The sequence below is a fragment of the Arthrospira sp. PCC 9901 genome (genome assembly GCF_059013425.1).
Genome location: NZ_CP102296.1, coordinates 3,517,444 through 3,530,624 on the forward strand (window position 1 = coordinate 3,517,444; position 13,181 = coordinate 3,530,624).

The following is a 13,181-nucleotide window of genomic DNA, read 5'->3' on the forward strand; positions in this document are numbered from 1 at the left end:
ATCACGATCGCGATCGCCTTTTTCTAATCCCATATTGAGCAGCTTTGAAGGCTAAATAAGCTATCAGGCTACTGATAGCGATCGCACTCAAAAACGGATGGGGATATTTGCCAAATTCTGCTTCCCAGGGAAAGGTCATCCGTTGCTGTTCAAATAACAATCCGCTACAGGAAGCAACGATCGCACCCCCAGCAATTCCTACCCCCAACGCCTGAATGTGATCCTCTAGTTGTTGCTGCTTTTCTTGTATGTGGCGATCGCGTTCCGCTTGGTCAATTTCTACTAATCCCCGAATCGTCGCAATCGCTTGATTAAGTAGGTTGGAACCGGGGTTAAAATAGTTTAAATCCGCGCGGATTTGTTCCTGAAAGGCGATCGCTTCCTTTTCGTAAAATAACCGCCAACCTTCTAGGGGGGTGTCCGCTAGTTGTTCCATGCGTTCTAAGGTCGTTTGATAGTTTTTGCTATTGATGGCGATCGTATTGCGCGCATATTCCATATTTCGCAGTTGTTGAGAATAGTTGAGGGAAGTCGCCAGCAGCGTTTTTAACGTGATTTTCAACTTTTGCAATTCGGCGGCGGACAGCGTTTCCGTTTTTTCCCGATTCAGATAGTTTTGATGTAACTCACTTAATTGGATTTCATTTTCCGTCACAATGCGATCGGCGCGATCGTAATAAATCCGACTATCTTGAAAACTTTTGGCGATTTTGTGATAATATAGTAGTAATTCCGGCAATTCCCAATAACACTTTTGCAGGATTACAGTTGGCTCTTCTTCAAATAGAAACCAAGTCAATAAATGACCGTAGGGATTTTCCTGTAAATCCGCCTTCGGACTACCGTACTCGTAGAGATATCCCCCCAGCAGATTATAAGCGCGATAGAGACGGGGTAATTTTTCCCCATTTTTCAGGTGAAAAAACTTAATCCAGCCCTCTCTAGCCAAGGGTTCCAAGTCGCGGATATGCTCCGGTTTGGTCCTGTTTAAATAGGCACTTAATAACAGAGTTTGCCCTAAATTGGCAGCCGAGTCCGGTTCCGGTTTAAAGCAATTCCCCGGGTTGAATTTAGCTAAATCCGCCAGTTGATATTCATCTTGTCCGGGGTTTTCCGGTTGGTAAATATTCAGATTTAGGGCATAACTATCATGGAGACATTGAGGATAAATAAACCCTTCCAAATCCTGTTTGGTGGTAAAAAATTTGATAGCTCTTTTATCATCAGCCCCCATGAGCAAATCGAAATTTTTGGAGGGTTCATCTAACCGAATATCTAGCGGTAAGTCTACCTCGAACTTGTTAAGAATACTGCCATATTTTCCCCGCACCCATTGGGGGTTAATGTCGTCTAAAGTTTGGGCGGGGGTATCATCATTTGATGTCACTAACCCTCGATGATATTGATAGGCGAACCAATATAAACTAGGGGCATAAATTGGGGCTATTTTATCGCTCATGTTTCTGGCTGCTAAGTTGGCTAAACAGATTAAGACTGTGCTGCTTCTTTCGCCTCTCGCGCCCTAGCCACTAATAAAGCCTTATTATAGACAATTTCTGGGCGTTCTCCCTCCGCTGGCTTCGGGATTTCATCCCCTTGTTGAGCCATGTGAAGGCGCACAGTTATTAACTGTTCTCGGTTGAAGGTGATTTGATGCTTGTTACACCAGCCTTTAATGATTTTAGCCAGCTTTAAGGTTTTATCCTCGGCGGCGGTCAATTCGTCTTCTAATGCTTGTAGATTTTCCGACAGTTGCGGGTAATTTTGGGGGTCGGTTTTTGCTTGTTCCAGCCAGGTGAGGAAGTCTTCAATAATTTGTAGGAAATCTGACGGAATGCGATCGCTCATGGTACAATCTCCTTAGATTAGAAAACCCTGTTTCTGGCAGCATTTAAGCTGTCTTACCTCATTTTAACACAGAAACCCCCCTTTTTTACCACTTGGTTTTGGCTGTGGCTTCTTGGGTTGGGTTCCGTGTTGGGTTGGGTTGCTGCTTCACTCAACCCAATTCTCCAGATTCAAACCATCAACCCGGCTGAACTCTTTAATATTATTAGTCACTAATATCAGTCCCCGAGTGACAGCTTGAGAGGCAATCAATAAATCATAACTGCCAATGGGTTGCCCTCGTCGTTCTAAAGTGGCTCTAATTTCGCCAAATTTTTGAGCATCTTCTGGGGAGAAACCGACTATCTGAAACGGCAAACGAAAGCGAGTTAAGGTTTCTCGATTCCGCTGAGGGTTTTGGCTCTTTGCTGCTCCATATTCTAGCTCTGCCAAAGTAATGATAGAAAGCCCAACTTCTGTAGTATCAATTGTTTGCAATCGCTCCTTAACCCTCAGAGGTTTTTGTTTGATGACATAAATGCAAATGTTAGTATCCAGCAAAAATTTCATTCAAAAATATCCTCTCGCGCCGGGAGTTGAGGTTGTTCTCGAACTTCTAAAAAGTCCGGCGTAAACTCAGATAAGTTATTCCACCAATTGTTATCAAAATATCCCTGGGAATCAGAGTCTTTTTGTGGCGTTTTACCCTCATCAGCTATGACCTGATTAATATAGGCTAAAACCTTAGCTAACTGGGATTCTGGCAGGGTTTCAATGGCTTTAATTAGTTGTTCTCGGGCTGTCATCTGTTGTTTACCTCCAATTATCAATTACAATCGCTGGCTGTTGGGTTGCTGGTTGGGTTGCTGGTTGGGTTGCTGGTTGGGTTCCGTGTTGGGTTCGGGTTGGGTTGCTGGTTGGGTTCCGTGTTGGGTTCCGCTGCGCTTCACCCAACCTACAATTCATTAATTGTTCATTATTCATTATTAATTGATTACAAGCCGATCGCCACAAAAGCCGACCAATAACGCCGATCGCCAAACGGACAACACTCATCATAATCCATTAACTTAAAATCAATCATCTCACACTCCTCCTCCGTCATCTTCAAACCCTGACCACACCACTCTAAAAACCCCTCCACCGAAACCCGTCTCAGCCAATTTTGCGCCCGATGTAACGCCATCACCACCCGCTCATCTTGGCGCAATTCATAATAGAAACGAATCGCCAAAAAAGCCGTGGCAAAATCATCCACACACCATAAACTACTCACCACCGCAGGAGTTCCCGCATACAAAAACCCACTGGCTAACCCAATATATTCATCCGTTAATAAACTCCCCATCAGTCCCGTCTCACAAGCGGAAAGCATCACCAGACGACAGGCGGGAATGTCTAAATTCCGATAAATTTCCCCTAGGGTTAAGCCTTGCTGTGCGGTGTCGAAGCGGCGACCATCCCGGAGGGTCAGGGTCTGGCGTTTTTTCTCTGTGGGGTCAGATTCAAGGGGTGCATCCCCTGCCAAAATAATAGCGGAATTGAGGGGATTTGCGCCGTCAAAGGCTCCGTGACAGGAAAAATGAATCAGATGACTCTCGCGCAGTTTCTCTAGGGTTTCCAGGCGATTGAGGGCGGATTTCGTCGCGGCTTCCTGGCTGAGGATATAGCAGTTGGGGTCGAAGTAGGGGCGGATGAACTCCACCTCCATTTGGGCATAGTTGAGGTCTTGGGTGGGGTTCTGCACCGCGAAGAATTGGGGCGCGGTGGCGGGTTGGGGGCGGTGGTGGAGGTAGTCCAGGATTTGGCAACTGGGGGCGTAGCTGACCCCTTGGCTAAAGCGCTCCAGTAACGGGGTGGCGGGGGCGTTGAGGTCAACCGATAAGGCGTGGAGGGGGAACAGGTGCAGGTAGAGGTGGGGAATCAGAATCAGCCTTTGGCAGGTATCCGGGAGGGCGGCGATGATATCGGACAGGTGGAGATGTTCCGCGAGGTCATCCAGGCGATCGCCTAGAGCTTGATACCAACTCGCTTGGCGGTAGTCGGCGAAGTAGGTTTGGTTGAATTGGTCGAGGCGCTGGCGTTGGTCGGCGCTGTAGCAGTGAACGTCGATATGGGGGCGGTCTTCGTCTAGGGTGACGGTGAACGCCCAGGCTCCCAAGTTCGGGTCTTGGGGGAGATACCATTCGATGAGAGCCGTTTCCGGGGTCAGGAGTTGGCGAAAGTCCGGGAGTTGGGGGCGCACGGTCTGGAAGGCGTTAAAGGCGGGGTCGTTGATTTCCGCCAGCAGGGTTTGCCGTTGTTGGAGCAGGCTTTGCAGGGGAGTGGTTTCCCGTGCCTCGGTGGCGGTGGCGAGTTCCAGGTTTGCCCGGATTTCCCGGCTTCCCGGTGTCCCCGTCTTCCCGTCGGTGGGGTTCTCCGTGGGGGCGAAGGATTGTTGCAGGGCGGCGATTTCCCGGTTGAGTTGGCGGTATTGTTCCTGTTGTTCGGGGGTGGCGTTTTTCGGAACCAGGTCGGCGCTGGTGAGCATTTCCATCAGGGTGCGGGACTTACTGCGCTCCACAGTCAGCAGGGCTTGGTCGTAGCGTTCCAGGTGGATGCAGGCTTGTATCATTTTGCCATAGAGGGGCAGGGCATCTTCCATGATTTGCCGTTTGGTGTCGGGGGAGGTCGCCCAGTCCCGGCTTTGTTCCACGGCGCGGATGGCGTTGTCGTAGCCTTCGATGGCGATTTCCCAGTTTTGCAGGTCATAGCCGAAGTTGCCGAGGTTGCGTCCGGTTTTGAGGCAGTCTAGGGGGAAGGAGGAGGGGGTGTAGACTTCTAAGGCGGATTGGAAGCAGTGAATTGCCGACTCGATATTGTCCGCTCGCTCTCCCCGGATGCGACTCCAGTAGGCAAGACCCAAGTTATTTTGAGTCCATGCCCAATATTCGGGAAATGCCGTGCGGGTGAAGACTTCTAAGGCGGCTTGGAAGTAGCGAATCGCCTCTTCGATATTGTCGGCTCGCTCTCCCCGGATGCGGTCATAGTAGGCACTCCCCAAGTTCGTTTGAGTCGTTGCCCATTCATAGGGAAAGGCGGTGCGGGTGAAGACTTCTAAGGCGGCTTGGTAGCAGCCAATCCCCGACTCGATATTGTCGGCTCGCTCTCCCCGGATGCGGTCAGAGTAGGCAATCGCCAAGTTCATTTGAGTCCTTGCCCAATCTTCGGGAAAGGCGGTGCGGGTGAAGACTTCTAAGGCGGCTTGGTGGCAGCGAATCGCCGACTCGATATTGTCCGCTCGCTCTCCCCGGATGCGGGTTTGGTAGGCATTCCCCAAGCCCATTTGAGTCCTTGCCCAATCTTCGGGAAATGCCGTGCGGGTGAAGACTTCTAAGGCGGCTTGGTAGTAGCGAATCGCTTCCTCGATATTGTCCGTTCGCTCTCCTTTAATGCGGTTTGAGTAGGCACTCCCCAAGTTCGTTTGAGTCGTTGCCCATTCATAGGGAAAGGCGGTGCGGGTGAAGACTTCTAAGGCGGCTTGGTAGTAGCGAATCGCTTCCTCGATATTGTCCGTTCGCTCTCCTTTAATGCGGTTTGAGTAGGCACTCCCCAAGTTCGTTTGAGTCGTTGCCCATTCATAGGGAAATGCCGTGCGGGTTATGACTTCTAAGGCGGCTTGGTAGCAGCGAATCGCCGACTCGATATTGTCGGCTCGCTCTCCCCGGATGCGGCTCCAGTAGGCAGCCCCCAAGTTCATTTGAGTCGTTGCCCATTCATAGGGAAAGGCCGTGCGGGTGAAGACTTCTAAGGCGGCTTGGTAGCAGCGAATCCCCGACTCGATATTGTCGGCTCGCTCTCCCCGGATGCGGGTTTGGTAGGCACTCCCCAAGTTATTTTGAGTCATTGCCCAATCTTTGGGAAATGCCGTGCGGGTTATGACTTCTAAGGCGGCTTGGTAGGCAACAATGGCAATTTCCAGATTATTGGCTCGACTGCCTAATGGGAATTGCTGAATATAAACAGCAAAATTATTAAGATGTTTGGCGAGGTCTTCATTTTTCCTAATACGTTTGGGGTCAAGTTGGGAGTGAAACCATTGGCTGAGGGTTTCGGCAAACTCAAGGTCGAGTTTATCTTGGTATTTTTGGAAAATGGGATAAACTTTTTTCCTGCTTAACCCGCTTTTTTGGGCTTTCAGGATTTTTAACCAAATTGCTAAATACTCACTTCTACTGGTTAACCCGCTGTTTTGGGCTTCCAGGATTTCTAACCCAATTGCTAAATACTCAGGGGATATCCCCTCAACAGTGAGGTCGGAGGTTCTGGGAGACTGGGAGGCGAATAATAATAGGATGTTGAGCCTCTGCCATAGATTTTGCCATTTCTCACGCCAAATCGACATGGTTCCGCCTCCCTGAGTCTTGTTTCGGTGTAGTCGGTGCGGTGAAGCCTCGCGCGACCCCAACTCGATTATACCCCACCCCGCGACTCCGAGCAACCGGGTTAATCTCAGCTCATTGGGCATCCACCGCGCAAATGGCCTGGTCGTAGCCTGCGGCGATTTCCCAGTTTTGCGGGTCAGAGCCGAGGTCGCGTGGGGTGTTGAGGCCCTATAGGGGTAAGGAGGATGTACAGGCCCCTTGTCAGGAAGCGATCGCCTCTTGGATATTGTCGGCTCCCTCTGTGGGGATGGGGTATACTCGGAGAAACCGGGTTTCTTAACCCCCCCGGTTATATGTCACGGGAAAAGCGAGCCAAAAGTTCTTCCCGTGATAACTGCCAAATCAACTGAGCTTGTTCCAATGGGGGAACTGCAATCAACCCGTCGATAATCTCAGCTAATTCGGCATCCACCGCCCCAAACTTCACTTGTAGCATACTTTCTAGGAGCGATCGCTGTCCTTGTTGGATACCTTGCTGGATGCCTTGCTGGATACCCTGTTGAACTCCTTGCTGGATGCCTTCTTCCTTAACAGTTTGTAACCGTTGTAAATACAGGGGTGATAGTTCCATAATTAACTCCCTCTCTTCTGGGTCTAAATTTTGCCGCGCTTCTAGCATCGCGCGCAGGTTATACAGTAATTCTAGCGTGGTTTCTCGGGTGGGATTGTCTCCTGGTAGTTGATAGAGTTCTTGCAAGGCTTGTTTTTGGACTCTCCCCGTCCCCAAAATCCGCAACCATAGAGTTTCTGCTGTCGGCGGTAGTTGGTGGATTACTATAATAGCGCTTTCCAGTCCCTTCGGCATAAAGTACACGCCACTCATCCAGTTTTCCAGGTCTACCGTAGCGCCAAAATCTGCTAAGATAGCAGGGGATGCGGTGGGGGTCAGAATCCACAACCGGGGTGATTCTCCGGGAGCGAGCCGTCGTTTTTCCCGTTTGGCTTGGCGTTCCCATTGCGCCTTCATCTCTAATATCTTCACTAGACAACTGCGAATTTCTCCGGGTTTAACGGGATTGCTGAAAGGCTCAAAAACGGCTGGGGTGGTGGCTAATCTTCCTAATAAGCCTAGGTTACTCGCCGAGGCGATATTTTCGGGGTTGGGTGTGAAAAAGATGTCAATTTCTCGCCTTTCTGAAGCTAGGGTTTTGCTGGTTTCAGTTTGACCTAATGGCTTTAAGAGTTCCTGGATATATTGCTTGGTGAATTGGTCGTAGATAAATCGGGTCATTTATAGCTATTTTCGAGGTCTCTAATTATTAATTATACTCTAGTCTGGCTCCGACAGCAGCCCTCAATTGCTGCCTTCACCCCGCCAACTGAGAAACCCGGTTTCTTTGAGAAACCGGGTTTCTTAACCCCCCCGGTTCACAAGTCACCGGAAAAGCGAGCCAAAAGTTCTTCCCGTGATAACTGCCAAATCAACTGAGCTTGTTCCAATGGGGGAACTGCAATCAACCGGTCGATAATCTCAGCTAATTCGGCATCGACCGCCCCAAACTTCACTTGTAGCATACTTTCTAGGAGCGATCGTTGTCCTTGCTGAACTCCTTGCTGGATGCCTTGTTGAACTCCTTGTTGGATACCTTGCTGGATACCTTGCTGAACTCCTTGTTGGATACCTTCTTCCTTAACAGTTTGTAACCGTTGTAAATACAGGGGTGATAGTTCCATAATTAACTCTCTCTCTTCTGGGTCTGTATACTGTTAGAAACCCGGTTTCTTTGAGAAACCGGGTTTCTTAACCCCCCGGTTATATGTCACGGGAAAAGCGAGCCAAAAGTTCTTCCCGTGATAACTGCCAAATCAACTGAGCTTGTTCCAATGGGGGAACTGCAATCAACCGGTCGATAATCTCAGCTAATTCGGCATCCACCGCCCCAAACTTCACTTGTAGCATACTTTCTAGGAGCGATCGCTGTCCTTGCTGAACTCCTTGCTGGATACCTTGCTGGATACCCTGCTGGATACCTTGCTGAACTCCTTGTTGGATACCTTCTTCCTTAACAGTTTGTAACCGTTGTAAATACAGGGGTGATAGTTCCATAATTAACTCTCTCTCTTCTGGGTCTAAATTTTGCCGCGCTTCTAGCATCGCGCGCAGGTTATACAGTAATTCTAGCGTGGTTTCTCGGGTGGGATTGTCTCCTGGTAGTTGATAGAGTTCTTGCAAGGCTTGTTTTTGGACTCTCCCCGTCCCCAAAATCCGCAACCATAGGGTTTCTGCTGTCGGCGGTAGTTGGTGGATTACTATAATAGCGCTTTCCAGTCCCTTGGCGAGAAAGTACACGCCACTCATCCAGTTTTCCAGGTCTACCGTAGCGCCAAAATCTGCTAAGATGGCAGGGGATGCGGTCGGGGTCAGAATCCACAACCGGGGTGATTCTCCGGGAGCGAGCCGTCGTTTTTCCCGTTTGGCTTGGCGTTCCCATTGCGCCTTCATCTCTAATATCTTCACTAGACAACTGCGAATTTCTCCGGGTTTAACGGGATTGCTGAAAGGCTCAAAAACGGCTGGGGTGGTGGCTAATCTTCCTAATAAGCCTAGGTTACTCGCCGAGGCGATATTTTCGGGGTTGGGTGTGAAAAAGATGTCAATTTCTCGCCTTTCTGAAGCTAGGGTTTTGCTGGTTTCAGTTTGACCTAATGGCTTTAAGAGTTCCTGGATATATTGCTTGGTGAATTGGTCGTAGATAAATCGGGTCATTTATAGCTGTTTTCGAGGTCTCTAATTATTAATTATACTCTAGTCTGGCTCCCACAGCAGCCCTCAACTGCTGCCTTCACCCCCCCGCAGACTGAGAAAGGGGGTTTCTTGACCCCACGATTCAGAAACCGGGTGATTTTCGTTATGATGTCTTGCCATGGGGGTAGTTTTTTGAAATAATAGGCAGGTATCAGTTAAACCAATCAACAAATCCAATAAGTGGGAAGGTGCGATCGCCAATGGTTTTATCTCGTGGTAAGTGTTTAATATTCGGCTTGCTGACAACTACTTTAGTCGGCTGTTATCCTTTCAAAGCCCAACAATGTCAAAAACTAATTGATGTGGTACACCGGGGTAATTCTTTAATTACGGCTAAAGGCGATCGCTACGATATAGCCACTACCAAACAGTTAGCCTTAGAACTGAACGGCATCGCCAGCCAAGTGGAAAACCTAGATATTCACAACGAGGAACTACAAACTTTTAAAAGTAGCTATACCCAGAGTTTCCGGGATATTGCCCTAGGTCTAACCCTGATGGCTCAGGTGCTGGAAACGGGACAAACTATCCCGGTCAGCTTTCAAGGACGACAACAACTTAAACAAGCCCAAGAACAAATGCAAAAAGCCACCCTAATGGCTCAGGAAGCTGCCGATCACCATGATACCCTCACCGAGCAAATTATAGTTTATTGTCCGCCAAAAGCTACTAATTAGTGATGAATTTCGAGCAGTAAAATATAGTTACCTAGGCGCAAATTTTCTGACCATAATTCATACTCCAGTCGCAAAAATTCTGGCAGGGGATAACCAACTAAAGTTAACTCGCGGGTAAAATTCCGTAGGCGAATTTGATTCGGTAAAGACTCCGACTGACCCTGGAGATAATAACGACTGAGCCCGTACATCCCTTTTTGCCATAGATGACGATAGCTAAAGTTACTGTTCCCCTGCATAGTCATGACGGCACGAGCAGGGGACACTTCCAACCACAAGAGTCTGGGCTTGTGACATGGTGCTACAATGGGGACTCGATCGCCGTCACTCTCGGATTGGTAGTCGAACAGATCTGGTTCCTGTAGGATAAAGTGAAACTGCTGTTTGTCTTTTTGGTACAGGGTAGCCGCTGTCTCAATTTGCGATCGCAGCGGTAAATCGGTAGAAATCCAAGATAGACTAACAGGCTTACGGTGATGAGTGAGCATAAAATATCTTGTTAATTGATAGGATTTTCAGTCCCGATAGTAACTCAGGACCCCTAAAGCGATAGGATTTGAATATCAATCCTTATCTACATCTATCCTAATGCCATCTGTAGTTGTCACCCTAGAAAATACAGAAAACCAGCAGAAACTCAAAATTAACCCTCCCTCTTCCGGTTTATCCCTCCAGGGTCGCCTTACCATTCCTGGGGATAAATCTATCTCCCACCGCGCTTTAATGTTAGGAGCCCTAGCAGAAGGAATTACCACCATTGAGGGTTTACTCTTGGGTGCAGACCCTCGCAGCACCGCTGAATGTTTCTCTGGGTTGGGGGCAGAAATTTCCGAGTTGAACTCACAACAGATTAAGGTGAAAGGCTGTGGTATCGGTAATTTACAGGAACCCGATCGCATCCTTGATGCTGGCAATTCTGGCACTACCATGAGGCTAATGCTGGGGATTTTGGCTTCTCACCCCGATCGCCTCTTTACTATCACAGGGGATAGTTCCCTGGTCAAAAGACCAATGGATCGGGTGATTGCACCTCTCACCCAAATGGGGGCGACTATTTGGGGACGGCGATCGGGTTCTTTCGCTCCTCTGGCGGTTCATGGTCAACAACTCCAACCGATTCATTATCATTCGCCCATCGCTTCGGCTCAGGTCAAGTCCTGTATTTTGTTGGCTGGATTGATGGTAGAAGGGGCTACAACCGTGACGGAACCCGCCTTGTCACGGGACCACACGGAACGAATGCTAAAGGCTTTTGGGGCGCAATTAACGGTCAATCCAGACACTAACAGCGTGACGGTGTTCGGACCGGCTAAATTGCAGGGGCAAACTGTGATTGTCCCCGGTGATATCAGTTCGGCTGCTTTCTGGTTGGTGGCGGCTTCTATTGTTCCGGGTTCGGATATAACCATCGAAAATGTGGGGGTTAATCCCACCCGGACGGGGATTTTGGAGGCTATGGCTATGATGGGGGCTGATATTCAATCCCAAGGAGAACGACTTGTGGCGGGGGAACCTGTGGCAGATTTACGAGTCCGTTTCTCGCCATTAAAAGCCTGTGAAATTCAGGGGGATTTGATTCCTCGGTTAATTGATGAAATTCCGATTTTGGCAGTGGCGGCGGCTTTTGCCGAGGGTACTACTACCATCCGAGATGCGGCGGAATTGCGGGTTAAAGAAAGCGATCGCATTCAGGTTATGGCTACGGAATTGACTAAAATGGGGGCGAAAATTTCCGAGTTACCTGATGGTTTAGAAATTACTGGCGGCTTCCCTTTGCGCGGCGCTGAAGTTGACAGTGACACGGATCATCGTATCGCTATGAGTTTGGCGATCGCTGCTTTAAATGCGGCGGGTTCTACCACCATTCATCGCGCCGAAGCTGCGGCTATTTCCTACCCGGATTTTGTGCAAAGTTTACAGCAATTGATAATTAATAATTAATAATTAATAATTGTGGAGGGGGGCGGGTTCGGCTGTCAATTATGGGCTGAGAAACCCGGTTTCTTTGAGAAACCGGGTTTCTTGACTGCTGGGGTAGAAACCCGACAATAATTATTAATTGTGGGTTAATTTTCTAGGGTGTGACCATAGAGGTCATAAATATCAGCATCGGTGATTTTCACGGAAACTAAGGACCCTAAACGCGCGTTTCCTTCTACATATACTAAACCATCGACTTCTGGCGCAAACCTGGGCGATCGCCCTATAAACTCGCCTGTAGAGGGGTTTTCTTGTTCAACTAAAACATCCACTACCTCACCAATACACTGGCGGTTACGCTTGAGAGAAATTGGCTGTTGTACCTGCATTAGTGCATCCCGTCGCGCGTCCATTACCGCCTGGGATACGGTGTTAGGAAGAGTATAAGCGGGGGTTCCTTCTTCGGGGGAGAAGGTGAAGACGCCAACATGATCAAATTCGTGGCGTTTCACAAATTTGAGGAGGTGTTCAAAATGGCTGTTAGTTTCTCCCGGAAAACCGACAATAAAAGTAGTCCTAATTACAGCATTAGGCATAGCGGTTTTAATATTCTCAATAATCTGGTCATTAACCTGACCCTGCCATGGACGGTTCATGGCGCGGAGAATTTCCGGGTGGGAATGTTGCAGGGGTAGGTCTAGGTAGGGGAGAAAATTGGGGGTTTCGGTGATCGCATCAATGACTTTAGGAGTTAGTCCGGTGGGGTAAGCATAGTGCATTCTGATCCAGGGTACATCAACTTTACCCAAGGCGCGGATCAGGTCTGCGAGTTTCGGTTCACCATAAATGTCGGTTCCGTAGTTAGTGGTAATTTGGGAGATTAACACTAATTCCTGGACTCCCTGATCTGCCAATTGTTTGGCTTCGGTAACGATTGATTCAATGGTACGCGATCGCTGATTTCCTCGCAAGTGGGGGATGATACAAAAGGCGCAGCGATAGTTACACCCTTCGGCTATCCGTAGATAAGCCACCCCTTCTGTGGTGGTGCGATAACGGGGGACGGTATGATCAGCAATATAGGTGGGGTCGGCAGAAATTTCCGAGACGCGATCGCCTTTTTCTACCCGATTAATTACATTAACAATTTTATGATAATCTCCGGTTCCTACTACTGCTACAGCTTCCGGAAGTTCCTCAAGTAATTGTTCCTGGAAGTGTTGCACCATACACCCAGTAATCACTACTTTTTTATGGGCTTCGGCGAGTTCAACTATGGTATTGACGGACTCCTCTCTGGCTGATTCAATAAAACTACAGGTATTCACTACCACATAATCAGCAGCCTCTTCGTTGGAGTCTACTTGATATCCGGCTTCGGCTAATAAACCGATCATGTGTTCGGTGTCGATGCGATTTTTTTCGCAACCTAAATGGGAAAATGCTATCGTTGGCTTGGTTGCCATAGTTGGTAAAAGTTTGGATGCACAAACTCGGAACAGTACAAGTATACTATTATAGCTGTTAACCTGAAAATTGGCAATGGTATCAGTCAACCAATAACTACTTTTCTGTAGTTCCGGTTTC

The 13,181-nt window shown here is 48.6% G+C and carries 12 protein-coding genes and 1 pseudogene; 2 read left to right on the plus strand and 11 right to left on the minus strand.

Going from position 1 to position 13,181, the window contains the following annotated elements:
• Position 1 precedes the first annotated feature (1 nt).
• The 9 genes and pseudogenes from NLZ44_RS15385 to NLZ44_RS15425 form a co-directional block, all read right to left on the minus strand.
• A complete protein-coding gene (locus NLZ44_RS15385) occupies positions 2-1,459 on the minus strand; it encodes a hypothetical protein (protein WP_493750357.1) in 1,458 nt (485 codons plus the stop codon).
• Positions 1,460-1,488: 29 nt separating this feature from the next.
• A complete protein-coding gene (locus NLZ44_RS15390) occupies positions 1,489-1,848 on the minus strand; it encodes a hypothetical protein (protein ID WP_008053709.1) in 360 nt (119 codons plus the stop codon).
• A gap of 147 nt (positions 1,849-1,995) precedes the next feature.
• Positions 1,996-2,397 (minus strand): type II toxin-antitoxin system tRNA(fMet)-specific endonuclease VapC, encoded by a 402-nt coding sequence (vapC, locus tag NLZ44_RS15395; protein WP_111893776.1) that lies wholly within the window; start codon positions 2,395-2,397, stop codon positions 1,996-1,998.
• On the minus strand, positions 2,394-2,633 hold the full coding sequence (locus NLZ44_RS15400) for a hypothetical protein (RefSeq protein ID WP_493750358.1): 240 nt from the start codon (positions 2,631-2,633) through the stop codon (positions 2,394-2,396). The genes vapC and NLZ44_RS15400 overlap by 4 nt, the downstream gene beginning before the upstream one ends.
• Positions 2,634-2,821: 188 nt before the next feature.
• The gene (locus NLZ44_RS15405; RefSeq protein WP_493750359.1) at positions 2,822-6,211 is read right to left on the minus strand and encodes a CHAT domain-containing protein; all 3,390 of its coding nucleotides are present in this window, start codon (positions 6,209-6,211) and stop codon (positions 2,822-2,824) included.
• Positions 6,212-6,540: 329 nt separating this feature from the next.
• A complete protein-coding gene (locus tag NLZ44_RS15410) occupies positions 6,541-7,482 on the minus strand; it encodes a hypothetical protein (RefSeq protein WP_493750360.1) in 942 nt (313 codons plus the stop codon).
• Between the two features lie 137 nt (positions 7,483-7,619).
• Positions 7,620-7,946: pseudogene (locus NLZ44_RS15415) on the minus strand (hypothetical protein); the annotation flags it as partial.
• A 58-nt stretch (positions 7,947-8,004) separates the two neighbouring features.
• Positions 8,005-8,958 carry a hypothetical protein gene (locus tag NLZ44_RS15420; protein ID WP_493750361.1) on the minus strand — a complete coding sequence of 318 codons (954 nt, stop codon included), beginning with the start codon at positions 8,956-8,958 and terminating at the stop codon, positions 8,005-8,007.
• Positions 8,959-9,021: 63 nt separating this feature from the next.
• Positions 9,022-9,198, minus strand: a complete 177-nt coding sequence (locus NLZ44_RS15425) for a hypothetical protein (protein ID WP_493750362.1) — start codon at positions 9,196-9,198, stop codon at positions 9,022-9,024.
• Between NLZ44_RS15425 and NLZ44_RS15430 the strand changes: the two genes are divergently transcribed.
• The gene (locus NLZ44_RS15430) at positions 9,198-9,674 is read left to right on the plus strand and encodes a hypothetical protein (RefSeq protein WP_493750363.1); all 477 of its coding nucleotides are present in this window, start codon (positions 9,198-9,200) and stop codon (positions 9,672-9,674) included. The genes NLZ44_RS15425 and NLZ44_RS15430 overlap by 1 nt on opposite strands.
• On the opposite strand, the gene NLZ44_RS15435 is transcribed toward NLZ44_RS15430, so the two are convergent.
• Entirely contained in the window at positions 9,671-10,162 is a 492-nt protein-coding gene (locus NLZ44_RS15435; protein WP_493750364.1) for a hypothetical protein, read from the minus strand. The genes NLZ44_RS15430 and NLZ44_RS15435 overlap by 4 nt on opposite strands.
• Positions 10,163-10,262: 100 nt before the next feature.
• On the opposite strand from NLZ44_RS15435, the gene aroA reads away from it, so the two are divergent.
• Complete coding sequence (gene aroA, locus NLZ44_RS15440) at positions 10,263-11,615, plus strand: 3-phosphoshikimate 1-carboxyvinyltransferase (protein WP_493750365.1); 1,353 nt, start codon at positions 10,263-10,265, stop codon at positions 11,613-11,615.
• Positions 11,616-11,740: 125 nt separating this feature from the next.
• Here the strand turns inward: aroA and rimO are convergent, their stop codons facing one another.
• Positions 11,741-13,060 (minus strand): 30S ribosomal protein S12 methylthiotransferase RimO, encoded by a 1,320-nt coding sequence (gene rimO, locus NLZ44_RS15445; RefSeq protein ID WP_493750366.1) that lies wholly within the window; start codon positions 13,058-13,060, stop codon positions 11,741-11,743.
• Between the last annotated feature and the right edge of the window lie 121 nt (positions 13,061-13,181).